Origin of the sequence: Streptomyces sp. WMMB303 (assembly GCF_029351045.1) — a bacterium.
Lineage (GTDB): Bacteria > Actinomycetota > Actinomycetes > Streptomycetales > Streptomycetaceae > Streptomyces.
The window spans coordinates 4,703,090-4,726,662 of record NZ_JARKIN010000001.1; the positions used below are offsets into that span (position 1 = coordinate 4,703,090).

A 23,573-nucleotide genomic window follows, 5' to 3' on the forward strand; every position below is an offset into this window, starting at 1 on the left:
TAGCAGATAGTTTTGTTGCAGACGATATTCTTGGGGACGATCCTCCCGGTAGGCTGACCCCATGACCGCCATGACGCCACCGGCCCGCACCCAGCCGGACCTCTCCTACCTGCTGGACCACACCAGTCATGTGCTGCGCACCCGGATGGCGGCGGCGCTCGCGGAAATCGGGCTGACGGCGCGCATGCACTGCGTACTGGTGCACGCGCTGGAGAGCGAGCGCACCCAGAGCGAGCTGGCCGGGATCGGCGACATGGACAAGACCACGATGGTGGTCACCGTCGACGCGCTGGAGAAGGCCGGACTCGCCGAGCGCCGCCCCTCCAGCACCGACCGCCGAGCACGGATCATCGCCGTCACCGAGAAGGGCGCCCGGACGGCCGAACGCAGCCAGCGGATCGTGGACTCCGTGCACGGACAAGCGCTCGACGCGCTGCCGGACGGCGACCGGGAGACGTTCCTACGGCTCCTGGAGCACCTGGCCACCGGCCACCTGAGCACCCCCTCCCCCGCGCCCGCCCGCCGGGCCCGGCAGCACAGCGGCTGACCCTCTCGTGCGCGGGCGGGGCTGCGAACCCGGCGCCGAGCGGCCGCAGAACGCCCGGAACAACCGCGTCCGGCCCGGAGCACCGCGTCCATGAGAGACGCGTGAAGCCGGGATGCCCCCGGGCGGGGTTCGCGCGACCATGGCCGGGCCACCACCCGAGGGCTGGAGTGAACCGATGGCTGTGCGATCCCGGCGGGTCGTCGTGACGGGGCAGGTGCAGGGCGTCTACTTCCGGGACACCTGCCGCCGGACGGCCGCCGCGCAAGGAGTACGCGGATGGGTGCGCAACCTGCCGGACGGCGGTGTCGAAGCCGTCTTCGAGGGTGCGCCGGAAGACGTCGACGCCCTGGTGGAGTGGGCCCGCGAAGGACCACCGGCCGCGTTCGTCGACGACGTGTGGATCACCGAACAGGAACCGCAGGGACACACCGCCTTCCAGGTACGCACCACCGCGCCCGCACCGGAGGAGGACCGGTGACCGCCCTGACACCGGACCTGGGCCCGTGACCGCCCCCACCCCGGGGCGGGACCCGGTGACCACCCCGGCGCGGCCGCCGGCCTCCGCGGCCCGGCTCCGCATCCTGGTACCCGAGGAGTTGCGCCACTTCCTCCCCGCGCGGCGGCGCGGCCCGGCCCGGGACCCGGACGGCATGCCCTGCCCCTACGACGGTGCCGCCTCGCTGGGCCACGTGGTGCAGTCGCTCGGCGTACCGCTGACGGAAGTGTCGCGGCTGCGGGCCGACGGCGAGCCTGTTCCCGCCGCGTACCGCCCGCCGGACGGCGCCCGTATCGAACTGTTCCCCGTGCCCCGCCCGCAGCCGCTGCCGCCTACGGCACCCATGCCGCCCCGGTTCGTGCTCGACGTGCACCTGGGAGCGCTGGCCCGACGGCTGCGGCTGCTGGGCGTGGACACCGCCTGCCGCAACGACGCGGCCGACCCGGAACTGGTGGAGCAGGCCGCGGCAGAGCGTCGCATCCTGCTGACCCAGGACCGCGGCCTGCTGCTCCGACGAGCACTGTGGCTGGGCGCCTATGTGCGCGGGAGCCGCCCCGACGAGCAGCTCACCGACGTCCTGGACCGCTTCGCCCCGCCCCTGGACCCGTGGACCCGCTGCCCGGCGTGCAACGGGACGCTCGCGTCCGTCCCCAAGGAGGAGGTCGCCGAGCAGCTCCCGCCCGGCACCCGGCGCACCTACGACACGTTCACCCGCTGCACCGCCTGCGGACACCTCTACTGGCCCGGCGCCCACCACCCCCGGCTCGCGGCCCGCGTCGCCGCCGCCCGGCGCGCGTCCGGCGGCGGGCCGGCGTCCGGCGACGGGTCCGCGCCCCGCGGCGCGTCCGGCAGCGGGTCCGGCGGCAGCACCTCCGGCGACGACGCCGGGTGAGGCTCGCTACGTCCGCCAGCACCGCCGCACATACCGGCGCTGCCACGGGGTCTCGACCGCGCGGCGCGCGTAGTGCTCCCTGACGTAGCCGACAGCCCGGTCGGCCGGCACCCCGTCGAGCACGGCCAGGCAGGCGAGGACCGTACCGGTGCGGCCCACCCCGCCACCGCAGACGACCTCCACCCGTTCGTCCGCCGCCCGCTCCCACACCTGGCGCAGCGCGGACCGGGCCTCGGCGCGGTCACTCGGCAACCGGAAGCCGGGCCACCGCAGCCAGCGGGACTCCCAGCCCGCCGGATCCGGAGGCCGCCCCAGCAGATAGAGGCCGAACTCCGGCTCCATCGCCGGACGGCAGGGCATGACGCAGCCCCCGGCCGCGGACGAGCCTCCTGGACGGCAGACGCAGACCCCCGGAGCACCGGGGTCCCAAGTGGCGGACACAGCACGGGTCCCAAGTGGCGGACACAGCACGAAGCTAGGCGGCTGCCGGCACCACGGACGCGGAGTCCGCAGGGTCCGGCATGGTCATGCCCCCTGATCGGCGAGAAGTTGGGCGTCTCGGCTTCTACGGGGCCACCTGGTTGACACACCGGCTCGGCTCCGACATACAGCTCCTCGCACGCAGAGCTCCGGACGCGACGATCAGCACCTCTCGAGTGAGTACGGGAAACCAAGCACAAGTTGGCGAATCATGCCGTCATAACGCTCGCCCAGCTCGCACCCCCTGTCCGCCACCGACTCGAACGCCTGCACCCACTCCAGGAGAGGCGTACCGCAGCGGCCCGCGCCCTGCCAATGGACATTCATCCAGCTGTCTGAGTGATGGCATGATTACAATCGAGTATGTTTCGGCGTGCGGGGGGGGCTCGAGTGCGATCTGAACCGACCGTGCCGCGCCGCCAGTTGGTCATTCTGGAGTTGAACTCGGTGAGCAAGCGGAGCTTCTGTCACGCCTCGTTGGCCACATCGGCCTCCCCCGCCGCCGAGTCCCTCGCGGTCGACTCCGGCGAGGGCGATGCGGACCCGCGAACCTGCACGTACGTCGCGAGGACGGCTCAGGAGACCGCCGGGCCGAGGCGAGAGACGCTGACTGCAACATCGGTTATGAGCACGCCTCCTTCCACGGTGGCGAAGGTGCCTACGCGCAGACGGCACACCCCGGTATGGGACATGCCCTTTACCGACTCTGCGCACCCCGACGGTCGATGACACCCTTCCGACAGGTAGTCAGTCCTTCCGGCAGGAATTGACCGTCCAGGAGTTCCAGTCTTTCGTCCGCGGCTGACCACGCGGTCGGCTGTCTCGACCAGCTATGCAGGAGGTTGCCTTGTCGCACGGTGATGAGCTTGCGCGGATGCAGTTGAATCACGCCACGAGTTCGGATTACGGGGCGGGGGCGACCAAGGGTGGGGAGGTGCTGGGGATCGAGGTGCCGGAGTTGAAGCTGGCTGCTCCGGTCTTCGGCAAGCAGAGCAAGAAGTTGAGCAGGGCGCTGACGACGCTGATCACCACGCTGGACGGTCTGGGGGAGCCGTGGGGCGATGACCCTACGGGTGAGAACTTCGCCAAGGACTACAAGTCCTACCAGCGGTCTCTCGAGGAGGCGGCGGGGGTGCTGGTGCTCGGGCTGGTGAGTATTCATGAGGCGCTTGACGACATGAAGGACGGGCATGTCGAGAACGAGGACTTGATCAAGGGGATGTTCACCAAGGCTGTCCGTGAGCGCGGTGACCGGGATGCGGACGGCAAGTAGGACCACACAGGGGGGCGGCGGGGCGTGAGCGCTCTGGAGAAGGCGTGGGAGATCCTCGAGCGGATGGGCCTGATCTGGCCCGACGGGGACGAGGGCAAGCTGCGGGATGCGGCCAAGGCCTGGCGGGCGTTCGCGAAGGACGCCGAGGAGGTGCAGGGGGACACCAACCACTCGGCGCAGCGGATCCTGGAGGTCAACAGCGGCGAAGGCGTCGACGCGTTCGAGACGTTCTGGTCCCGCTATGTCGGCCGGGGGGAGAAGGGCTGGCTGCGCAGCCTGCCCGAAGCGGCCCGGGACATGGCCAAGATGCTCGACGAACTCGCCGATGACATCGACGGCACGAAGAAGCAGATCCGCAGCGAGATCGTGGGCAGCGCGGCGGTGATCGCGGCCGGGATCGTGCTGACCGGCCCCACCCTCGGAGCTTCGGACGCGGCGGCGGCGGCAGCGGCGACCGGGATCGTCACCCTCAGCATCGAGAAGTCCACGTCCCTGGCAACCCGTGCCGCTGCGTTGGTCGCACGTATCGCGCGGGGTGCTGTCTTCGCCGGGGTGAGCAGTGTCGCCATGGATCTGGCCGTGGCCCAGCCCGCGCGCATCCTGGCCGGACAGCAGGACGGGATCAGCCTGGAGGAGGTGAGCAACGCCGCGAAGTACGGCACCCTGACCGGTGCGGTCCTGGGACCCTTCGCCCCCGGACCGGGGGCGAGGCCGCCGATGATGCGCCCGCCCGCCTCGCTGCGGGAGAAGCTCATCCCGGGCAAGTCCGCGCGGCCGACGGAGAAGGTGCCTGGTGCTGGTGAGCCGGTGGATGTCGCCACCGGCGCGATGTTCATGCAGTTGACCGACCTGTCACTGCCGGCGTCGCTGCCGCTGCACTTCACCCGCACTCATGTGTCGTCGTACCGGGCCGGGGTGTGTTTCGGCCCGAGCTGGTCCTCCACCCTGGACGAACAGGTCCAACTCGATCCGCAGGGCGTCGTTTTCGCGGCCGCCGACGGCATGCGGCTGGTCTACCCCGTCCCGGAGCCGGGCGTGCCCGTCCTGCCGGAGAAAGGCCCGCGCTGGCCCCTGGAATGGGACGGCAAACCCGACGGCGTGCTGACCGTCACCGACCCCGACAGCGGCGTCACCCGCACCTTCGCCCACCCCGGCCCCACCCAGGACGAGACAACCCTCAGACTGCCGGTGGAATCCTGGCAGGACCGCAACGGCACCCGCATCGAGGTGGACCGCGACGCCGCCGGGATACCCAGCGCGGTGCGCCACTCCGGCGGCTACCACCTCGCCCTCGAGACCGAGGGACAGCGGATCACCGCCCTGCGGCTGCTGGAGGAGGCCCCCTCGGCGTATGAGCGGGAGCAGGCGCCGGCACCGGGCACGCTGGTGATGCGCTATGGATACGACGAGGCCGGCAATCTGGCCGAGGTGATCAACTCCAGCGGCAAGGCGATGCGCTTCACCTACGACGGTGAAGGACGCATGCTCTCCTGGACCGACCGCAACGGGGTGTGGTGCCGCTTCACCTACGACGAAGCAGGCCGCACGGTCCGCACCGCGGGCACCGACGGTATCTACAACGACACCTTCACCTACGACGACACGTCGTGCATCACGACGTATATCGACTCCCACGGTCACCGGACCGTCTTCCGTTACAACGACGACGGCCAGGTCGTGGAAGAGACCGACCCGCTGGGAAATACCACGCACACCGAGTGGGACGCCCGAGGGCACGACCGCCTTTCTCACACGGACGAACTGGGCCATACCACCCGCTACACTTACGATAACGACGGGAATCTCGCCGAGATCCTGCTGCCCGACGGTTCGCATGTCTCTGCGACGTACAACCATCTGCGGCAGCCGACCACCGTGACGGATCCCGGCGGCGCGCGCTGGCAGCACGCCTACGACGAGCTGGGCAACCTCACACGCCATGTGGACCCCACCGGCGCGGCCACCAGCTACGCGTACAACGCGCGCGGCCATCTGGCCTCCCTCACCGACGCCCTCGGTCACACCCGCCACATAGGGCCGAACCCGGCCGGGCTCCCGGCCACCGTGACCGACGCGCTGGGCCACACCACCCACATCAGCCGCGACACGTTCGGCCGTGTCACCGAGATCACCGACCCGCTCGGACACGTCACGCGCATGGCCTGGACGGTCGAAGGCAAACCGCGCTGGCGGGAGGACGCCGCAGGCGGACGCGAGAACTGGACCTGGGACGCCGAAGGCAATCTCCTCACCCACACCGACCCCGCTGGTCACACCACCCGGCACACCCCGGGGCCCTGGGACATGCCGGTCTCGCGTGAAGACGCGGACGGAGCCGTATACAGCTTCACCTACGACTCCACACTCCGCCTCACCAGGGTGACCAACCCACAGGGTCGGCACTGGGACTACGCCTACGACGCGGCGGGCCGTCTCATCTCCGAAACGGACTTCAACGGCGTTGTCCTGACCTACACAGTTGACCCCGCAGGCCGACTGACGGCCCGCACAAATGCGGCTGGCCAGACGCTGCGTTTCACCCACGACGCCCTCGGCCGCCTGACGGAGCAGCACGACGAGGACGCGGACACCGTCACGACGTACGGCTACAGCACAACGGGCGACCTGGTGCGGGCGAGCGGCCCGGACGCTGATATGACACTGACCCGAGACGCCGTCGGCCGCGTGTTGAGCGAAAGGGTCAACGAACGCACGACGACCTTCGCCTACGACTTGCTCGGCCGATGCACCAGACGCACCACGCCTTCGGGCCTCACCTCCACCTGGACCCACGATGCGGAGGGCCAGCCAGCGCAACTCGCAACTGAACACGGCGCTCTGTCCTTCATCTACGACGCCGTGGGCCGCGAGACCGAACGCCGCACAGGCGATGTCGTCCTTACTCAGCAGTGGGACGCGGCGGACCGCGTCACCAGACAGACGGCGCACACCGCCTCGGCGCTCCTCCAGCACCGCGACTACACATACCGACCGGACGGTCACCTGACCGAGATACGCGAACTCACCTCCGGCACCCGGCGCTTCGACCTCGACGGGACGGGCCGGGTGACCGGCGTGCACGCGCACGGCTGGCGGGAGACCTACGCATACGACGCGGCTGGCAACCTCACGTCGGCCGAGGCCCCCGACCACCCCGCTCCGGGTGAACGCACTGTGGAGGGAACGCTCCTCCACCGCGCGGGCCGCACGGCGTACGCCCACGACGCCGCCGGCCGCCGCATATCCAAGACAGTCCGGCTGCTGAACGGCCAGCAGCGCACCTGGACCTATACCTGGAACGCGGAGGATCGCCTGTCGGGGGTCACCACCCCGGACGGTGCGGAGTGGACGTACACGTACGACCCGTTGGGCCGCCGGGTCTCGAAGCACGGGCCGGACGACGAGGCGGTCGTCTTCGCTTGGGACGGCACGCGGGTGGCCGAGCGGACAGCGTCCGACGGCCGCACCACCACCTGGGACTACGCCCCCGACACCCACCGCCCCGTCGCCCAGACCGACCACACCCCCCTTCTCCCCGAGCCGGGCTCTTCCCTCCTCACCAAGCTCACCGGCCCGACAGGCACCCGCCCCCGCTTCCAGGCCGTCCTCACCGACCAGACCGGAACCCCCACGGAGCTGATCTCCCCGACAGGCGAGGTCACCTGGCGTCACCGCACCACCCTCTGGGGCACCCCCCTCCCCCGCCCCACAGTGGAGGGCACCTCCGACTGCCCGCTCCGCTTCCCCGGCCAGCACGCCGACCCCGAATCCGGCCTGCACTACAACTACTTCCGTTACTACGACCCGGAAACCGCGCGCTACCTGACGCCCGACCCCCTGGGGCTCACCCCGGCACCCAACCCACACACGTACGTCCATAACTCCCATACTTGGATAGACCCGCTAGGGCTGAACGCCTGCGAGACGGCACGTAAAATTGACGCCGACAACCTCAAGATGACGCGCACGGTGGAACGTCGCCTTGACGATGTCGCCGACAAGCTCCAGAAAGACGGCGGGCGAGCAAAGATCCAGAACCGCCCTTTCACGGATTCATCCCTGACAGTGCGGGAGATCATGGCGGGAAGCAAGCCTAAAGCTGATCCGCGCGGCACCGAAGGAGCGGTCCGATGGGATACTCCCGGGAGCTTCCGTGGTCGTGAAGGAACATGGGAGCTGGTGATTGACGCGAATACCAACACCATCCTCCATTTCAACTTTGTAAGAGGTGAATAAAATCAAGGCCCAGTGGCGCCCCGCTGCCTCCTTGCCGGGTGAGCTTGTCTACAGTCTCTCAGAGTATGGATTCCGCTTCCGGACCTCAGACGCGAAGGGTCTGCTGTCAGGCGAGAGCAACGACGGTTTTGCCAGCGTGTCGGTCGACACACTCCAGATCGAGGTGAGTGTTCAAACGGGCCGAGCCCTGTATGTATGGGGATACGATCCCTACACCGGCTGGCGGGGGGAAAATGTCAGCGCCCCCGAACCGCAACCAGGGCTCGTAATCCTGCATCCCCGTGAACCCTTCGAAGACGGCATCTCCGTGTCGATTCCAGCTCAGCAATGGAACCGCAGGTTTGACCAATCCACTGGATGGTTCGCAGCCAGCCCACACGATGGAGACGACGCGCAGTGGCACGTCGAAATCGCAACCGGAATTGTGCTGGGTGGCTCCACAGAAGGAATTAGATCAATCTACCTGAGGCCAACCTTCGAGGACTGATGGGCTCGTGCATCAGATTCGGACCAGCCTCAACCACAGCGACGTTTTCTCAGCGAGCTTCACTTCCATTGCTGGCTGAGGACGAGGTACCGTGCGGGCTACGGGGCCGATCCAGCATGGGCTGAGTGTGACGAGCTTGAGCGCTCGACAGCGTTCCTTGAACTCGGCTGACGTGCGTTCACCGAGCGGCCGAGACGCCCACGACAAAGTAATCTTCATGGAGAATGAGCATTTCCGATCTACATCCTCCCGAGTGAAGATCGCTTGCGGATGACAACGAGGAGTGCGTGTATCAGGGGTGTGATGCGGTTCGGGCTGATCCGCACCGTGTCCAGCACGCGCCAGCGCTTGAGGACGGCGAAGGCCCGCTCCGCAGGGGCGCGGAGCTTCGCGAGGGCGGAGTTGGCCTGCTTCTCCCAGCCGTTGTTGCCCTTGCCTTTCGGGCGCTTGACCGGAGTGCGCACGGTGCGGCCGACACCTTGGTAGCCGCAGTCGACGGCGTCCTGTTTGACCCAGTTCCGCAGTCCCTCGGCGCTGACCCCGGTCTCGCGAGCCACCTCGGTAACGGTCCTGTTCGCGGAGCGGACTAGGGCGATCGCGTCGCGCTTGAACTCCTCGGTGTACCGCTTGCTGCGGTTGCTGCTGCTTCCCACCTGGCACTACTTCCTCTGGAACCTCACATCCCAGTCTCCAGGTGCCCAACATCAAGGGGAAGGCTCAGACGGTCGTCTTCGCTTGGGACGGCACGCGGGTGGCCGAGCGGACAGCGTCCGACGGCCGCACCACCACCTGGGACTACGCCCCCGACAGGCACCCGCCCGCTTCCAGGCCGTCCTCACCGACCAGACCGGAACCCCCACGGAGCTGATCTCCCCGACAGGCGAGGTCACCTGGCGTCACCGCACCACCCTCTGGGGCACCCCCTCCCCCGCGCCACAGCGGAGGGCACCTCCGACTGCCCGCTCCGCTTCCCCGGCCAGTACGCCGACCCCGAAACCGGCCTCAACTACAACTACTTCCGCTACTACGACCCGGAGACGGCCCGGTATCTGACCCCGGACCCGCTCGGTCTCGTTCCAGCACCCAACCCGACCACGTATGTCAAGAACGCTCTTTCTGAAATTGACCCTCTCGGGTTGGCCGGTTGCGGGATCGACTTGTCCAAGGCGACTCCGCACAGCGGAAGATTCCCGAAGACGGCAAATCCCGACGAGATCTTGGTGCGGCGAAAGGACGACGGAACCGTGACAGCGTATGCTGTCTATGACACTGAGGGGAAAACCTTGAAACGCGTGGACGTAGACCCAGACTCGAAGCCGCACGCAGGAATCCCGGCACCGCATGTCCTCGAGACGGAGAAACACGTAAACCCGAAAACAGGCGAAGAATTCAGGACCTGGAAAAAGATGCCACGCCCCGCCCGTCCCGATGAACTCCCACCTCTATAAGGGAGAGATAACAGCAAGATCAGATCCATCAAACCGGGAGAATCACGTGGATCAACTGTACGATGATCTCGACTTCTTCGATTACGCTGCATATCGCCTGAATTTGTCAGACTGGGCAGCCGTCGCAAAAGTCTTCCATCCTCGCTTCATCGAAGTCTCTGGGTGCATCATCTGGGAACGTGCGTATGAGGAGCAAAATTTTTCGGACTGGTTTGAAAAACTCAATGGTGACGCCACGGCAGTAGAAAGTACCTTGAATCAGCTAAGACTATGGCAACTTGTCGATAGCGACACGGGCAGTCCAGTCGAGATGGAATCTGAAAAGCAACTCGCACATGAGATTACTTTCTTCTGGAGAGCAGCTCTGGAGTCAGCCTATCCTGATAGAGATTTTGATGGAGGGGTCGTGGAAACCGATGACGGCCCTGTCATCAGGTTCGTCGTCCGCCGATAGGCCAGCATAGAAACATGGTCAGATAGCTCCTTGCAGGTAGCTATTCAGCAGGGTACGGCTGTGTGGTCACACGCCAGCGGGGGTGAGGGCGTGCGGGATCCACGCCCCGGTGGTGAAGAGGCGTTTGAGGGCGTCGTAGCGTCCGATGCCCCACTTGCCGGCCGTGGATAAGTAGGACTGGACGATCGCGAAGTCCGCGAGTCCTTGGAGGGTGCGCCAGCAGCCGCCGGAGGAGCGTTGCTGGACCTTGGTGGGGCGGATGTCGCACTCGGACTGGTTGTTGGTGAAGGGGACGGCGAGGTCGGTGGCGAAGCGGAGGATGGCCTCGCGGTGGTTTCCGAAACGGCGGGCGAGGGTACGGGCGTGAGTGGCCAGTTCGCTTGTGCAGTGCCGGTTGTCGCTGCGGGCACGGGCCAGGGCTCCGGTGTAGAGGCGCTGGACGGCGGTCAGTTCATCGGCGCTCAGCGCGTGGCGGCCCGCTTGGCGTGCGGCGTGTGCGAGGCGGTTGGCCTCCAGCAGGGTGTCGGCCATCGCACGGGCCCACAACTGGCCTTCGGGGCGGGCTTCGTGGATGCCGCGCAGGTCGCGCAGCAGGTGGGCGCCGCACCAGGCGTGCAGGACGTTGTCCAGGTGGGTGTAGCCGGCGTAGCCGTCGCGGACCAGGATCCCGCTGAGGTAGGGCAGGACGTCCCCGGCGTCGATGGTGGCTGCGGAGCGGTCGCCGGTGTGCATGAGAGTGAGGTGTTCGGTGGCGGCGACGTGCAGGTAGCGGGTGGCGCCGGCGGTGCGAGTGAAGGTCTCGTCGGCGTGGACCACCGGGGCGGTGATGAGCAGGGCGCGGACGGCGGGCAGGAAGGTCTCTTCCAGCAGGCGGGCCGCACGCCCCCGCAGGGACGCGGCGAACCCGGTCGACACGCGCGCGGCGCACAGTTCCATGACCAGCAGCGTCGAGCGGTGCACCGGGATGTGGTGGCCCAGTACCGCGTCGGCGACCTTGGTGGTGATCTCGGGCCCGTACTGGGCCGGGCTCTCGATACCGGTGGGGAAGGCCCCCGCGGCCCTGATGCCGCAGCCTGGGCAGGGTTTGACCTCGGCCGCGTACTCGGTGACCTCGACGGGAGCGGGCTCGGGCAGGTCGAAGACCTGCCGTCGGCGCACCGCCGCCACCGGCACCTCGGCCAGTGGGGCAGCGCAGCCCGGGCACGAGGCCGGAGCGGGGATCGTGATCCGGTGGTCCGGTGCTTCGACCTGCCGCAGCGTGGTGCCCGGGTCTCCCGGCTGCTTGCCAGGCTTGCGGCCCGAAGGGGTACGTGACGTTGGTGGTATCGTCGGTCTCGGTCATGCGGTAGTCGCACAGCCAGTCGATGCCGTGCAGGCGGGCGAGGTCCGTGATGGCGTTCTCGATCCGCCGGCGCGAGCGCAGCCAGGCAAGCAGCGACGCGGCGTCGGCGGTCATGTCACTGGTCAGTACCTGCAGCCGTAGCACCCCGTCCTCGAACAGGGAAAGCTGCCGACACACCCCGTAGCCGTCGAACTCCACCAGCTCATCCGCCAGATACACCACCTCACCCGCTTCGGCTTCGGCTTCGGCTCCGGCTCCGGCTCCGGCTCCGGCTCCGGCTCCGGCTCCGAGGCAGGCTCTACGACCGGCTCCGACTGCTCCGTTTCCCCGGCAGGCAGCGGGAGCCGAGGATGTGGCGCTATCGCGCCGTGCCTGGCGAGCAGCAGGCTGATCTGGGAACGGTGGATGTCCAGTCGCACCGCGATCTGTTCCTGGGTCCATCCCTCACCGGCCCACCGCCGGGCCTGCTCGACTTGACGTGCAGTCAGTTTCGGGCGCCGCCCCATCGGCTTGACCAGGCCGGCCGAGCCGTCCCGGCGGGCCCGCCCGCGAAGCATCGAAACGTACTGCGGAGTCAGCCCGAAGGCCACAGCCGCCTCCTGGACCGCGACGCCTGCGTCAGCGACCGCCACCACCGCGAGGTTGCGCATCCCGCGATCCGCCGCGTCGTACACAAACAGCACCGACCCGCCACGGCTGACCAAGCACTTTCCATCGGCCTCGACCCGACGCAGCACAGCGGGTTCCGGCATCCCCGGAAGCTCCGGCGCGGTGGTCTCGGTCACCAGAAGACTCTATCCATCCGGCAGGCATCTCAACGAGTTTCACACAATCGATGCCGCAGAAAGCGCGCAGGTCAGCGAGGTTATCCACAGGCCGCCACCGGAGGTCTGGGACCCGTAGCGGCTCACGTCAGGGCAGACAGAAGCACCCCCGGCACACGCCACGGGATTTACCACGCCCACGGCGCGCGCCGAAGGCGCGCTGCGCTGCTGACCTGCAATGCCGGGAATCGGACCGCCACAGCAGGGCCGACGAAGGACACCGCGGTCCCCCGGACGGGCGCGCACCGGCGGCGGCCGCGCGGGCCCGGCGGGAGACTCGGCGGGACGGTCGCCGCGGCAGCGGGCGAGGCGAAGGGCGTGAGCTGGGATGAGCGTGGAACTGGGGATCTTCGTGGAGCGGGACGGGGAGCCGGCCGTACAGCTGGAGCGCGCGATCCCGGCGGGTGTGCTGGAGGTGTGGCAGGCGCTGACGGAGCCGGGCCGGATGGCGGCCTGGTTCCCGTCGCCGACCGTGCACATGGAGCCGACGGTGGGCGGCCGGGTCGACTTCGCGGGCGATCCGTACGCCGAGGACCAGTCCGGCACGGTCCTGGAGTTCGACGCGCCCCACCGGCTCTCCTACACCTGGGGTGACGACGAACTGCTCTTCCGGCTCACCCGGCGCGGCGAGGGGTGCGTGCTCACCCTCACGGACGTGCTGGAGGCGCGGTCGGCGGCCGCCCGGAACGCGGCCGGCTGGGATGTGTGCCTGGACGAGTTGGTGAAGCTGCTCTCCGGCGGCACCCCCTCCGGGCCGCACGACGGCACGGCAACCGACTGGCGGGGGCGCTACGACGCCTACGTGGCCGCGGGCATGCCCTCCGGCGCTCCGGTGCCGGGCGGCGATCCCGGCTGAGCCGCGCGCCGGGTCAAGGCCGGCGGCGGACCGCTTACCGCGTCACCGCCAGCGGCGGGCGACGTACAGCGTCCAGCAGGTGAGCGCGGCGCACAGGATGCCGCCCGCGGCGAAGACGGTGGCGTGCCGTCCGTCCTGGAGGAGGGACGAGGTGAGGCCGACCGTCGCGGAGCTGGAGAGTATGGCCGAGGCCGAGAAGAGCGACACAGCGCGGCCCCGGACGGGGGCCGGGAGCAGCCAGGGCAGCCAGGTCTGCAGCGTGGTGTGGAGGTAGCTCCAGGCGGTCCCCAGCAGTGCGGCGCACAGCATCAGGACGGCGGTGCCCGGGACCAGCGCGGCCAGGAGGGCGCCGGTGACCCCCATCGACCCGCCGGTGGCCAGCAGCCGCATGGGGCCCCACACGCGCGCGTGGCGGCGCAGCACCAGCGTGCTGGTGAGCACGCCGAGCGCGTAGATGACCAGGACGGCGGAGGTGGAGGCCTGGCTTCCGACGGTGGCCAGGGCGGGGGCGAGGAGGGCGGGCAGTCCGAGCATCACCGCTCCCTCGGCGGCGCCGAGGCCGAGCACCGTGCAGTACGCGGCGGAGGTCCGTCCCGGTACGGCGTCCGGCGGGTCCTCGTACGCGCCGCCGATGTCCACGCGGACGGGCGCCGAGCGGGTGGCGGCCCGGATCCGGCAGACGGTGACCGCGGTGAGCAGGGCGATGACGGCGAACGCCGGCCGCCACGAGCCGCAGCGCAGCACGGTGTCCGCGAGGACCGGCGAGGCGATGCCGCTGGCGGCGGTGACGGAGGTGAGGGTGGCGAACGCGCGCTGTCTGGCCTGCGCGGGCCGCAGGGAGCCGTAGTAGAGCGAGACCGAGGGGATGACGGTGGCGAAGCCCGCACCGGCGGTGGCGCGCAGCGCGATCCACCAGCCGGGGCCGGGACACAGCGCCGAGCCCACGGAGGCGGCCGCCGCCACCAGCAGTCCGGTGCGCAGGCTGCGGCCCGGCCCGTAGCGGTCGGCCAGCCAGCCCCACAGCGGCAGCGCGAGCCCCTGCCCGAGCGAGTAGGCGGCGAGGCCGGTGGTGACGGTGGCGATGTCGGTGTGCCAGGCCGTCGCGAGGGCGGCGAGCAGGGGCGCGGCCAAGTGCCAGTCGGCGTTGCCGAGGGCGGCTGCCCAGCGCAGCGCGGACATGGTGCCCCCTCTCTCGCGCTGGTCCCGGTGGTCGGCCGGGGGGCGTGGGAAGCCGTCCTTGCAACGACCCCCTAGAACGAGAGAATATGGGCGTTTTCCCCAAGAAGAGGGCGAGTGGCAGAATTTGACCCCTTCTGGGGATGCTTGGCCGCACCGACCGGCACTCCCGCTCCTTCCCGCTCCCCGGCTGCTTCCCGATCGCTCCGCGGCTGCGGGGCGGCGGAGCCCCGAACCGCGGGCAGGTTTCGGCCCGGTCGGTTCGGCACCGTATCGTCGGGTTCCGCGCGGCTCCGGTGCCCGGCACGGCGGCCACCGGACCGCACCACGGTCGGCGGCCGCAGCACACCCGGCGCCGGCATCACAGCCGACGGAGAGCAGCCGGAGACACAGGAAGGCAGGCGAGCGGCGTGCGGGAGCAGTCCTCGGGAGCCGGCGGGCAGCGGCGCGGCGGCGGGCGGCCCTACGGACGCGGCGGCCACGGAGGGCCGCGCGGCGGGCAACGCGCCCACGGACACGGCGGCCCCCCGCGCGGCCGTCCGGGCCGCGCCGACCACGGCGAGCACCGGCCGCGCGGTCCGCGCACCGGACTGGCGGACGAGCTGCGGGCGTTGGAGGGCGCGCAGTACGGCCGCTACAAGGGCCTGGTGGGACGCTGGGAGATGCCCGGCGGGGAGACCCTGGAGCTGGTGCGGGGCCAGTCCGACCCCTATGCGCCGCCGGCCCGCGTCGCGGTGCACGTACCGGGCCCGCTGGCCGCGCTCCCGCCCGAGCTGCTGACGACCGCGACCCGGCGCCGCGCGCTCGCCTCGTATCTGGTGCGGCAGGCCGCGCGTGCGGTGCGCGGGGAGCAGGCGCTGCGGGTGGATGCGGGCGGCCAGGAGGTGCTGGAGCGCAGTTCGTGCACCGTCGGCGGCGAGGACGGCTCGGTGACGCTGCGGCTGGGCGCGGCTCTTCCGGGTCACGGGCGGCGGATCGACGCGCGGGAGGCCGAGCGGCTGCTGTGCCGGGTGCTGCCCGGGGTGGTCGAGCAGGCGCTGTGCCACCCGGCGTTGGACGCGGCGGCGGTCGAGCGCTTCGTGGAGACGGTCGAGGACTCCGTGGCGCTGCGGGACGCGTTGGCGGGGCGCGGGCTGGTCGGCTTCGTCGCCGACGGCGCGGTGCTGCCGCGGCGCAGCGGGGTGGACGACCGGCCGGCCGCGGGCGGCGGCGTGGTGCCGTTCGCCTCGCCGGACGGGCTGCGGGTGACGATCGAGCTGCCGCACGCGGGTGCGGTGACCGGCATGGGGGTGCCGGAGGGGGTGAACCTGGTCGTCGGCGGCGGGTTCCACGGCAAGTCGACGCTGCTGCGCGCCCTGGAGACCGGCATCTGGGACCATGTGCCGGGTGACGGACGCGAGTTGGTCGTCTCGCGGATCGACACGGTGAAGCTGCGTGCCGAGGACGGCCGGCGCGTCGAGCGGGTGGATGTGCACGCGTTCGTCGACCACCTGCCGGATGGTTCGGACACCTCGGACTTCTCCACTCAGAACGCCTCCGGGTCCACCTCGCAGGCCGCCTCGCTGTGCGAGGCGGTGGAGGCGGGTGCCCGGGTCCTGCTGATCGACGAGGACACCGCGGCCACGAACCTGATGATCCGGGACGCGCGGATGCAGGCGCTGGTCGCCAAGGACCGCGAGCCGCTGACCCCGCTGGTGGACACGATCCGCTCGCTCCACCGGGACCACGGCGTCTCGAGCGTGCTGGTGATGGGCGGGTCCGGGGACTATCTGGAGGTCGCCGACCGGGTCGTGATGATGGACGCCTACCGGCCCTCGGACGTCACCGAGCGGGCGCGCTCGATCGCGGCGGTGCCCACCGGGCGGCACGCCGAGGCGGAGTCCTTCCCCGGCGTCGTCGCGCGGGTGCCCGATCCCGCGTCCCTGGACGCGGAGGTCCGCGGAAGGGCCCGGATCCGGGCCCGCGGCGAGGACGTGCTGACCTTCGGCGACCACGAGGTGGACCTGCGCGCCGTCGAGCAGATCGCCGATCCGCGCCAGGTCACCGGGATCGGGCTGGCGCTGGAGCTGATGGTGCGGCGTGGGCTGCTGGACGGGCGGCGTCCGCTGGCCGAGGCCCTCGATCTGCTGGACGAGGTATTGGCGGACGGTCCGACGGGGCCGCTGCTCAGCATTCGGGACGAGGATTTCGCCGCACCGCGCCGCTTCGAGACGGCCGCGGCGGTCAACCGGGTCAGAGGGCTGCGCATGCTCCGCCGAGGGGCCGGGTGAGACCGTCCGGACGGGCGTGGTTGGCTGGGGCCCATGAGTGCGACCGTCGACGTCACCACCTGGTATCTGGAGCAGACCTCGGCCGCGGACCGGGTACCGGCGCGGGAGCCCGAGGATGCCGCCGCCGTCCGGGTGGAGCGCGCCGAGGTGCCGAGCCCGGAGTTCAGCCGCTTCCTGTACACCGCGGTCGGCGGGGACACGACCTGGGTGGACCGGCTGCCGTGGACGCGCGTGCAGTGGCGGGACTTCCTCGACCGCCCCGGTGTCGAGACGTGGGTCGCCCACCACCGGGGCACACCGGCCGGGTTCATCGAGCTGGACGGCGCGAGCGGGGCCGCTGAGGGGATGGTGGAGATCAGCTACTTCGGGCTGCTGCCCGCCTTCCGCGGCCGCGGGCTCGGCGGGCACCTGCTCAGCTTCGGCACGGCACGCGCCTGGGACCTGGCCGACCGCTGGGAGGGCCACCTGCCCACCGCCCGGGTCTGGGTGCACACCTGCTCCCGGGACGGGGCCTACGCGCGCGCCAACTACGAGCGCCGCGGTTTCCGGGTGTACCGCACGGAGACGGAGCAGGAGCCGGACGTGCCGACGCCGGGGCCCTGGCCCGGGGCCTGATCCGGGCCGCTCCCGGCCGGGGTGGCCCGAGACCCCCGCGACCGGGCCGCCCCCGGCCACGGGCGCGCCGTGCCGGCCGCGCGTGCACAGGCCCGGCCACGGGTGCGCCGTACTGGCCGGTACAACCTCGCTGACCTGCGTCGCCGCGGCACCGTGCGGGTTCGCCCCGGCCGCGCGCGGCGCCGGGCCGTACCGACACCCGGACCACCCCGGATCTCACCCACCGGGATTCTTTTGTCCAGGATACGGATAGCAGTGGACTGACATCTGACGCGCGTGCAAGGCTTCCGCCATGTCTCGCGCTGGAATCGCCTTGGTGAGTCGACGTCACGTCGACCTCGTTCGCGTGTCCAGCGCCATCTGTCCGGCGGGCTGACAGTCACAGCACCGCCGTTCCGACAGCCCTCCACCGGCGTCCTCCGACGCCGGTCCGGCACCGCCGATCCGCAGCCGCCGCCCTCATCGTCGCGGGCGAGCCGCCCGGAACCGGCGCCGAAACCCCTGCGTACGGGCGCCTGAACCGCTCCACCCGGGTGCGGACCGCCCGGCGTGCCCGCACACCCGCCCGACGTGCGTCGCCCGCGCCCCCTGCCCGAAGGATCCCCCGCCATGGCCGACACCTCCGAGCGCCCCGCAGCCCCCGCCCGCCGCAAGGCAGGACGCCACCGCGGCGAGGGCCAGTGGGCCGCTGGTCACTTCACGCCGCTCAACGGCAACGAGCAGACCAAGAAGGACGACGACGGTCTCAACGTACGGACACGCATTGAGACGATCTACGCCCAGCGCGGCTTCGACTCCATCGACAGCTCCGACCTGCGCGGCCGGATGCGCTGGTGGGGCCTCTACACCCAGCGCAAGCCCGGCATCAGCGGCGGCAAGACCGCGGTGCTGGAGCCCGAGGAGCTGGACGACGAGTACTTCATGCTCCGCGTCCGGATCGACGGCGGACGGCTGACCACCGAGCAGCTCCGCGTCATCGGCGACGTCTCGCAGGAGTTCGCCCGCGGCACCGCGGACATCACCGACCGGCAGAACGTGCAGTTCCACTGGATCCGCATCGAGGACATGCCGGAGATCTGGCGGCGGCTGGAGGGCGTGGGTCTGTCCACCACCGAGGCCTGCGGTGACACCCCGCGCGTCATCCTCGGCTCCCCCGTCGCCGGGATCGCCGCCGACGAGATCATCGACGGCACGCCCGCCGTCGAGGAGATCAACCGGCGCGTCGTGGGCAACCCCGCCTACTCCAACCTGCCCCGCAAGTTCAAGACGGCCGTCTCCGGTTCGCCGCTGCTGGACGTCGCGCACGAGATCAACGACGTGGCGTTCGTCGGCGTGGACCACCCCGAGCACGGCCCCGGCTTCGACGTGTGGGTCGGCGGCGCGCTGTCCACCAACCCCAAGCTGGGGCAGCGGCTGGGAGCATGGGTGCCGCTGGAGGAGGTCGCCGAGGTCCACGAGGGCGTCACCGGCATCTTCCGCGACTACGGCTACCGGCGGCTGCGCACCCGCGCCCGGCTGAAGTTCCTGGTCGCCGACTGGGGACCGGAGAAGTTCCGGCGGGTCCTGGAGGACGAGTACCTCGGGCGGAAACTGACCGACGGCCCGGCGCCCGCACAGCCGCCCCGCGAGTGGCGCGACCACGTCGGCGTGCACCAGCAGCGGGACGGCCGCTACTACGTGGGCTTCGCACCGCGGGTGGGCCGGGTCGACGGCGCCACGCTCAGCAAGATCGCCGATCTGGCCGAGAGCCACGGCTCGGGCCGGGTCCGCACCACCGTCGAGCAGAAGATGATCGTGCTCGACGTCCCGGAGGACCAGGTCGAGTCGCTGGCCGAAGGCCTGGAGGCGCTCGACCTGACGACCCGGCCCTCCGTCTTCCGGCGCGGGACGATGGCGTGCACCGGCATCGAGTTCTGCAAGCTCGCCATCGTGGAGACCAAGGGCCGCGGCTCCTGGCTGATCGACGAACTGGAGCGCAGGCTCCCCGGCTTCGACCAGCCCGTCACCATCAACGTCAACGGCTGCCCCAACTCCTGCGCCCGCATCCAGGTCGCCGACATCGGCCTCAAGGGCCAACTGGTCACCGACGCCGACGGCAACCAGGTGGAGGGCTTCCAGGTGCACCTGGGCGGGTCGCTGGGCATGGACCCGGGCTTCGGCCGCAAGGTGCGCGGGCTGAAGGTCACGGCCGCGGAACTCCCCGACTACGTCGAACGCGTGCTGCGCGCCTTCCAGGACCAGCGCGAGGAGGGCGAGCGGTTCGCCCAGTGGGCGGCGCGTGCCGCGGAGGAGGACCTCAAGTGAGCGAGCGCGCCGCACCCTTCCACTGCCCCTACTGCGGGGACGAGGATCTGCGCCCCAGCGAACTGGAGACGCCCCGGGGCCAGGGCGCCGCCTGGGAGTGCGCCGCCTGCAACCGGGCGTTCCGGCTGAAGTTCCTCGGGCTGCTGGCCTCCGGGCTGCAGGCGGCACACCACGACGGTGCACACACCGACGGTCTCCACGGAGAGGACTCCGAATCATGAGCACCGCGCACATAGCCCGGCGTTCCTCCGACGAGCTGCGCTCGCTGGCCGAACAGGCGGGCCGGGAGCTGGAAGAGGCCGACGCGCTCGAGGTGCTGCGCTGGGCCGCCGACACCTTCGGGCACCGGTTCTGCGTCACCTCCTCCATGGAGGACGCCGTCGTGGCCCACCTCGCCTCCCGGGTCTTCCCCGGGGTGCGGGTCGTCTTCCTCGACACCGGCTACCACTTCCCCGAGACGCTCGGCACCCGCGACGCCGTCCAGGCCGTCATGAACGTCGAGGTCGTCACCCTCACGCCCCGCCGGACGGTCGCCGAACAGGACGCCGAGCACGGTCCCGCGCTGCACGACCGCGACCCCGACCTGTGCTGCGCGCTGCGGAAGGTGCAGCCGCTGGAGGAGGGGCTGCGCGACTACGACGCCTGGGCGACCGGGCTGCGCCGCGACGAGTCGCCGAGCCGCGCGGGCACCCCCGTCGTCGGCTGGGACGAGAAGCGGCAGAAGGTCAAGGTCTCCCCCATCGCCCGCTGGAGCGGGCAGGACGTGGACGACTACATCGCCGAACACGGCGTGCTGACCAACCCGCTGCTGAGCGACGGCTACGCCTCCATCGGCTGCGCCCCCTGCACCCGCCGGGTGCTGGAGGGCGAGGACGCCCGCGCCGGACGCTGGGCCGGCAGCGGCAAGACCGAGTGCGGGCTGCACCTGTGACGGCCGCGGCGCACGCACACGAGACGGACACGGAGAGACGGACGGACGACCGAGGGGGTCCGATGAGCGGGGCGCGCGGAGCGACCGTGTGGCTGACCGGCCTGCCGAGCGCGGGCAAGACGACCGTCGCGACGGCGCTCGCCGAGCGGCTGCGCGGCGAGGGTCACCGCACCGAGGTGCTGGACGGGGACGAGATCCGCACCTTCCTCTCCGCGGGGCTCGGCTTCTCGCGGACCGACCGGGACACCAACGTGCAGCGCATCGGCTTCGTCTCCGAACTGCTGGCCTCGCACGGCGTGATCGTCCTGGTCCCGGTGATCGCGCCGTACGCGGACAGCCGCGAGGCGGTACGCAAGCGGCACATGAGCGAGGGCACCCCCTATCTGGAGGTGCATGTGGCAACGCCGGTCGAGGTGTGCTCGGAGCGGGACGTGAAGGGCCTGTACGCCAAGCAGGCAGCCGGCGGACTGACGGGACTGACAGGGGTCGACGACCCGTACGAGGAGCCGGCCGACCCGGATCTGCGCCTGCTCGCCCACGGGCGCGAGGTGGCGGAGTCGGCCGCGGCCCTGCACACGCTGCTGAAGGAGAGGGGACTGCTATGACCACGGCGGTGAGCGCACCGGAGGAGACCGACAACCCCTTCGCGCTGACGCATCTGGACGCGCTGGAGTCGGAGGCGGTGCACATCTTCCGCGAGGTCGCGGGCGAGTTCGAGCGGCCGGTGATCCTCTTCTCCGGCGGCAAGGACTCCATCGTGATGCTGCACCTGGCGCTGAAGGCGTTCGCCCCGGCGCCGCCGCCCTTCGGGCTGCTGCACGTGGACACCGGGCACAACTTCCCCGAGGTGCTGCGGTTCCGCGACGAGACGGTGGCCGAGCACGGGCTGCGGCTGTTCGTGGCCTCGGTGCAGGAGTACATCGACGCCGGCAGGCTGCGCGAGCGCCCGGACGGCACCCGCAACCCGCTCCAGACGCTTCCGCTGCTGGAAGCCCTCGGCGAGCACCGGTTCGACGCGGTCTTCGGGGGCGGGCGCCGGGACGAGGAGAAGGCGCGGGCCAAGGAGCGGGTCTTCTCGCTGCGGGACGAGTTCGGCGGCTGGGACCCGCGCCGCCAGCGCCCGGAGCTGTGGCAGCTCTACAACGGACGGCACGCGCCGGGCGAGCACGTGCGGGTCTTCCCGCTGTCGAACTGGACCGAGCTGGACGTCTGGCAGTACATCGCGCGGGAGGAGATCGCGCTCCCCTCGATCTACTACGCGCACCACCGGGAGGTCTTCTCCCGGTCCGGCATGTGGCTGGCCCCGGGCGAGTGGGGCGGCCCCGCGGACGGGGAGCGGGTGGAGCAGCGCCTGGTGCGCTACCGCACCGTCGGCGACATGTCCTGCACCGGCGCCGTGGACTCGGACGCGGACACGGTGGAGAAGGTGATCACGGAGATCGCCGCCTCCCGGCTGACCGAGCGCGGCGCCACCCGGGCGGACGACAAGCTCTCCGAGGCCGCGATGGAAGACCGCAAGCGGGAAGGCTACTTCTAGAGATGAGTACGACAGCCGGAGCCGGCCACGCCGCAGAGGCGCTGGCGGCCACCTCGCTGCTGCGGTTCGCCACCGCCGGAAGCGTCGACGACGGAAAGTCCACCCTGGTGGGCCGTCTGCTGCACGACTCCAAGTCGGTGCTCTCCGACCAGTTGGAAGCCGTCTCGCGGGCCTCCCAGGCCCGCGGGCAGGAGGCACCCGACCTGGCGCTGCTCACCGACGGGCTGCGCGCCGAGCGGGAGCAGGGCATCACCATCGACGTGGCCTACCGCTACTTCGCCACACCCAGGCGGCGGTTCATCCTGGCGGACACGCCGGGCCATGTGCAGTACACCCGGAACATGGTCACCGGCGCCTCCACCGCGGAGCTGGCCGTCGTCCTGGTGGACGCGCGCAACGGGGTCGTCGAGCAGACCCGGCGGCACGCCGCCGTGGCGGCGCTGCTGCGCGTCCCGCACGTGGTGCTGGCCGTCAACAAGATGGACCTGGTGGGCTACGCGGAGGACGTCTTCGCCGCGATCGCGGACGAGTTCTCCCGCTACGCGACCTCCCTCGGGGTGCCGGAGGTGACGGCCGTGCCGATCTCCGCGCTGGAGGGCGACAACGTGGTCGCGCCTTCCGCGCACATGGACTGGTACAGCGGGCCGACCGTGCTGGAGCACCTGGAGACGGTGCCGGTCACCCACGACCCGACCGACGACCCGGCCCGCTTCCCCGTGCAGTACGTCATCCGGCCGCAGACCGCCGAACACCCCGACTACCGGGGCTATGCGGGCCAGTTGGCCTCGGGCGTGCTGCGCGTCGGGGACCGGGTCACCGTCCACCCCTCGGGCCGCTCCAGCACCGTCGAGGCGCTGGACGTGCTGGGCCGGCCGGTCGACGTGGCCTGGGCCCCGCAGTCGATCACGGTCCGGCTCGCCGACGACCTGGACATCTCGCGAGGCGACCTGCTCGCTCCCGCGGACGCCTCGGTGCGGCCGAGCCAGGATCTGACCGCGACCGTCTGCCATCTGCACGACCGGCCGCTGCGGCCCGGCGACCGGGTGCTGCTCAAGCACACCACCCGCACCGTCAAGGCGCTGGTCAAGGAGATCCCCTCGCGGCTGACCCTGGCCGACCTCTCGCAGCACCCGGAGCCCGGCGAACTGGCCGCCAACGACATCGGCCGGGTCGTCCTGCGCACCGCCGAGCCGCTGCCCGTCGACCCGTACACCGACTCGCGGCGCACCGGATCGTTCCTGCTGATCGATCCGGCCGACGGCAGCACGCTGACCGCGGGTATGGCCGGCGGAGCGTTCGCCGACGCGGACATCCCGGCCGCCGAGGCACCCGACAGCGGCTGGGACTTCTAGACCGATGGGCATTCCAGGAGAGGTCTTCTCGACCTTCGACCAGACCGGTGGCC

General features: G+C 70.7%; 21 protein-coding genes and 2 pseudogenes. 18 read left to right on the forward strand and 5 right to left on the reverse strand.

The genetic code is table 11. The annotated features are described in order from the left end of the window. Positions 1-61 precede the first annotated feature (61 nt). The 3 genes from P2424_RS20960 (at position 62) to P2424_RS20970 (ending at position 1,935) form a co-directional block, all read left to right on the forward strand. The gene (locus tag P2424_RS20960) at positions 62-547 is read left to right on the forward strand and encodes a MarR family winged helix-turn-helix transcriptional regulator (protein ID WP_276477296.1); all 486 of its coding nucleotides are present in this window, start codon (positions 62-64) and stop codon (positions 545-547) included. A gap of 175 nt (positions 548-722) precedes the next feature. After that, positions 723-1,025, forward strand: coding sequence for an acylphosphatase (locus P2424_RS20965; RefSeq protein WP_276477297.1), 303 nt, complete (start codon positions 723-725; stop codon positions 1,023-1,025). A 25-nt stretch (positions 1,026-1,050) separates the two neighbouring features. Continuing rightward, positions 1,051-1,935: a Mut7-C RNAse domain-containing protein gene (locus tag P2424_RS20970; protein ID WP_276477298.1), complete on the forward strand. Its 885-nt coding sequence runs from the start codon at positions 1,051-1,053 to the stop codon at positions 1,933-1,935. Positions 1,936-1,941: 6 nt separating this feature from the next. On the opposite strand, the pseudogene P2424_RS20975 reads toward P2424_RS20970, so the two are convergent. Further along, positions 1,942-2,376, reverse strand: a pseudogene (locus P2424_RS20975) (protein-tyrosine phosphatase family protein). Positions 2,377-3,289: 913 nt separating this feature from the next. Here P2424_RS20975 and P2424_RS20980 point away from each other — a divergent pair. Genes P2424_RS20980 through P2424_RS20990 form a run of 3 tightly spaced genes read left to right on the forward strand, consistent with a single transcriptional unit; the run spans position 3,290 to position 8,411 of the window. Continuing rightward, on the forward strand, positions 3,290-3,688 hold the full coding sequence (locus P2424_RS20980) for a hypothetical protein (RefSeq protein WP_276477299.1): 399 nt from the start codon (positions 3,290-3,292) through the stop codon (positions 3,686-3,688). Positions 3,689-3,712: 24 nt separating this feature from the next. After that, on the forward strand, positions 3,713-7,924 hold the full coding sequence (locus P2424_RS20985; RefSeq protein ID WP_276477300.1) for a DUF6531 domain-containing protein: 4,212 nt from the start codon (positions 3,713-3,715) through the stop codon (positions 7,922-7,924). Beyond that, on the forward strand, positions 7,917-8,411 hold the full coding sequence (locus P2424_RS20990; RefSeq protein WP_276477301.1) for a hypothetical protein: 495 nt from the start codon (positions 7,917-7,919) through the stop codon (positions 8,409-8,411). The genes P2424_RS20985 and P2424_RS20990 overlap by 8 nt, the downstream gene beginning before the upstream one ends. Positions 8,412-8,650: 239 nt before the next feature. Here P2424_RS20990 and P2424_RS20995 read toward each other — a convergent pair whose 3' ends face one another. Then, complete coding sequence (locus P2424_RS20995) at positions 8,651-9,064, reverse strand: transposase (RefSeq protein WP_276477302.1); 414 nt, start codon at positions 9,062-9,064, stop codon at positions 8,651-8,653. 65 nt (positions 9,065-9,129) lie between these two features. Here P2424_RS20995 and P2424_RS21000 point away from each other — a divergent pair. Both P2424_RS21000 and P2424_RS21005 read left to right on the forward strand, forming a co-directional pair. Next, positions 9,130-9,859, forward strand: a pseudogene (locus P2424_RS21000) (RHS repeat-associated core domain-containing protein); the annotation flags it as partial. Positions 9,860-9,905: 46 nt separating this feature from the next. After that, entirely contained in the window at positions 9,906-10,313 is a 408-nt protein-coding gene (locus P2424_RS21005) for a hypothetical protein (RefSeq protein ID WP_276477303.1), read from the forward strand. A gap of 66 nt (positions 10,314-10,379) precedes the next feature. On the opposite strand, the gene P2424_RS21010 is transcribed toward P2424_RS21005, so the two are convergent. Both P2424_RS21010 and P2424_RS21015 read right to left on the reverse strand, forming a co-directional pair. Beyond that, on the reverse strand, positions 10,380-11,639 hold the full coding sequence (locus tag P2424_RS21010) for an IS66 family transposase (protein WP_276479055.1): 1,260 nt from the start codon (positions 11,637-11,639) through the stop codon (positions 10,380-10,382). Between the two features lie 138 nt (positions 11,640-11,777). Next, positions 11,778-12,440: a hypothetical protein gene (locus tag P2424_RS21015; protein WP_276477304.1), complete on the reverse strand. Its 663-nt coding sequence runs from the start codon at positions 12,438-12,440 to the stop codon at positions 11,778-11,780. Between the two features lie 367 nt (positions 12,441-12,807). On the opposite strand from P2424_RS21015, the gene P2424_RS21020 reads away from it, so the two are divergent. Further along, the gene (locus P2424_RS21020) at positions 12,808-13,335 is read left to right on the forward strand and encodes an SRPBCC family protein (RefSeq protein WP_276477305.1); all 528 of its coding nucleotides are present in this window, start codon (positions 12,808-12,810) and stop codon (positions 13,333-13,335) included. A gap of 42 nt (positions 13,336-13,377) precedes the next feature. On the opposite strand, the gene P2424_RS21025 is transcribed toward P2424_RS21020, so the two are convergent. Next, positions 13,378-14,514 (reverse strand): MFS transporter, encoded by a 1,137-nt coding sequence (locus P2424_RS21025; RefSeq protein ID WP_276477306.1) that lies wholly within the window; start codon positions 14,512-14,514, stop codon positions 13,378-13,380. A gap of 407 nt (positions 14,515-14,921) precedes the next feature. Here P2424_RS21025 and P2424_RS21030 point away from each other — a divergent pair, with 407 nt between their 5' ends. From P2424_RS21030 to P2424_RS21065, 9 genes are all read left to right on the forward strand, one after another. Then, the gene (locus P2424_RS21030) at positions 14,922-16,781 is read left to right on the forward strand and encodes an ABC-ATPase domain-containing protein (protein WP_276477307.1); all 1,860 of its coding nucleotides are present in this window, start codon (positions 14,922-14,924) and stop codon (positions 16,779-16,781) included. 33 nt (positions 16,782-16,814) lie between these two features. Then, the gene (locus P2424_RS21035) at positions 16,815-17,396 is read left to right on the forward strand and encodes a GNAT family N-acetyltransferase (protein ID WP_276477308.1); all 582 of its coding nucleotides are present in this window, start codon (positions 16,815-16,817) and stop codon (positions 17,394-17,396) included. 292 nt (positions 17,397-17,688) lie between these two features. After that, on the forward strand, positions 17,689-17,772 hold the full coding sequence (locus tag P2424_RS31030; RefSeq protein ID WP_312000843.1) for a putative leader peptide: 84 nt from the start codon (positions 17,689-17,691) through the stop codon (positions 17,770-17,772). Positions 17,773-18,005: 233 nt separating this feature from the next. Further along, positions 18,006-19,700, forward strand: coding sequence for a nitrite/sulfite reductase (locus tag P2424_RS21040; RefSeq protein ID WP_276477309.1), 1,695 nt, complete (start codon positions 18,006-18,008; stop codon positions 19,698-19,700). Then, the gene (locus tag P2424_RS21045; protein WP_276477310.1) at positions 19,697-19,921 is read left to right on the forward strand and encodes a hypothetical protein; all 225 of its coding nucleotides are present in this window, start codon (positions 19,697-19,699) and stop codon (positions 19,919-19,921) included. Before P2424_RS21040 ends, P2424_RS21045 begins: the two co-directional genes overlap by 4 nt. Next, a complete protein-coding gene (locus P2424_RS21050) occupies positions 19,918-20,631 on the forward strand; it encodes a phosphoadenylyl-sulfate reductase (protein ID WP_276477311.1) in 714 nt (237 codons plus the stop codon). The genes P2424_RS21045 and P2424_RS21050 overlap by 4 nt, the downstream gene beginning before the upstream one ends. 62 nt (positions 20,632-20,693) lie before the next feature. Further along, the gene (cysC, locus tag P2424_RS21055) at positions 20,694-21,236 is read left to right on the forward strand and encodes an adenylyl-sulfate kinase (protein ID WP_276477312.1); all 543 of its coding nucleotides are present in this window, start codon (positions 20,694-20,696) and stop codon (positions 21,234-21,236) included. Then, on the forward strand, positions 21,233-22,168 hold the full coding sequence (gene cysD / locus P2424_RS21060) for a sulfate adenylyltransferase subunit CysD (RefSeq protein WP_276477313.1): 936 nt from the start codon (positions 21,233-21,235) through the stop codon (positions 22,166-22,168). Before cysC ends, cysD begins: the two co-directional genes overlap by 4 nt. Positions 22,169-22,170: 2 nt before the next feature. Then, positions 22,171-23,520: a GTP-binding protein gene (locus P2424_RS21065; protein WP_276477314.1), complete on the forward strand. Its 1,350-nt coding sequence runs from the start codon at positions 22,171-22,173 to the stop codon at positions 23,518-23,520. Positions 23,521-23,573: the final 53 nt, after the last annotated feature.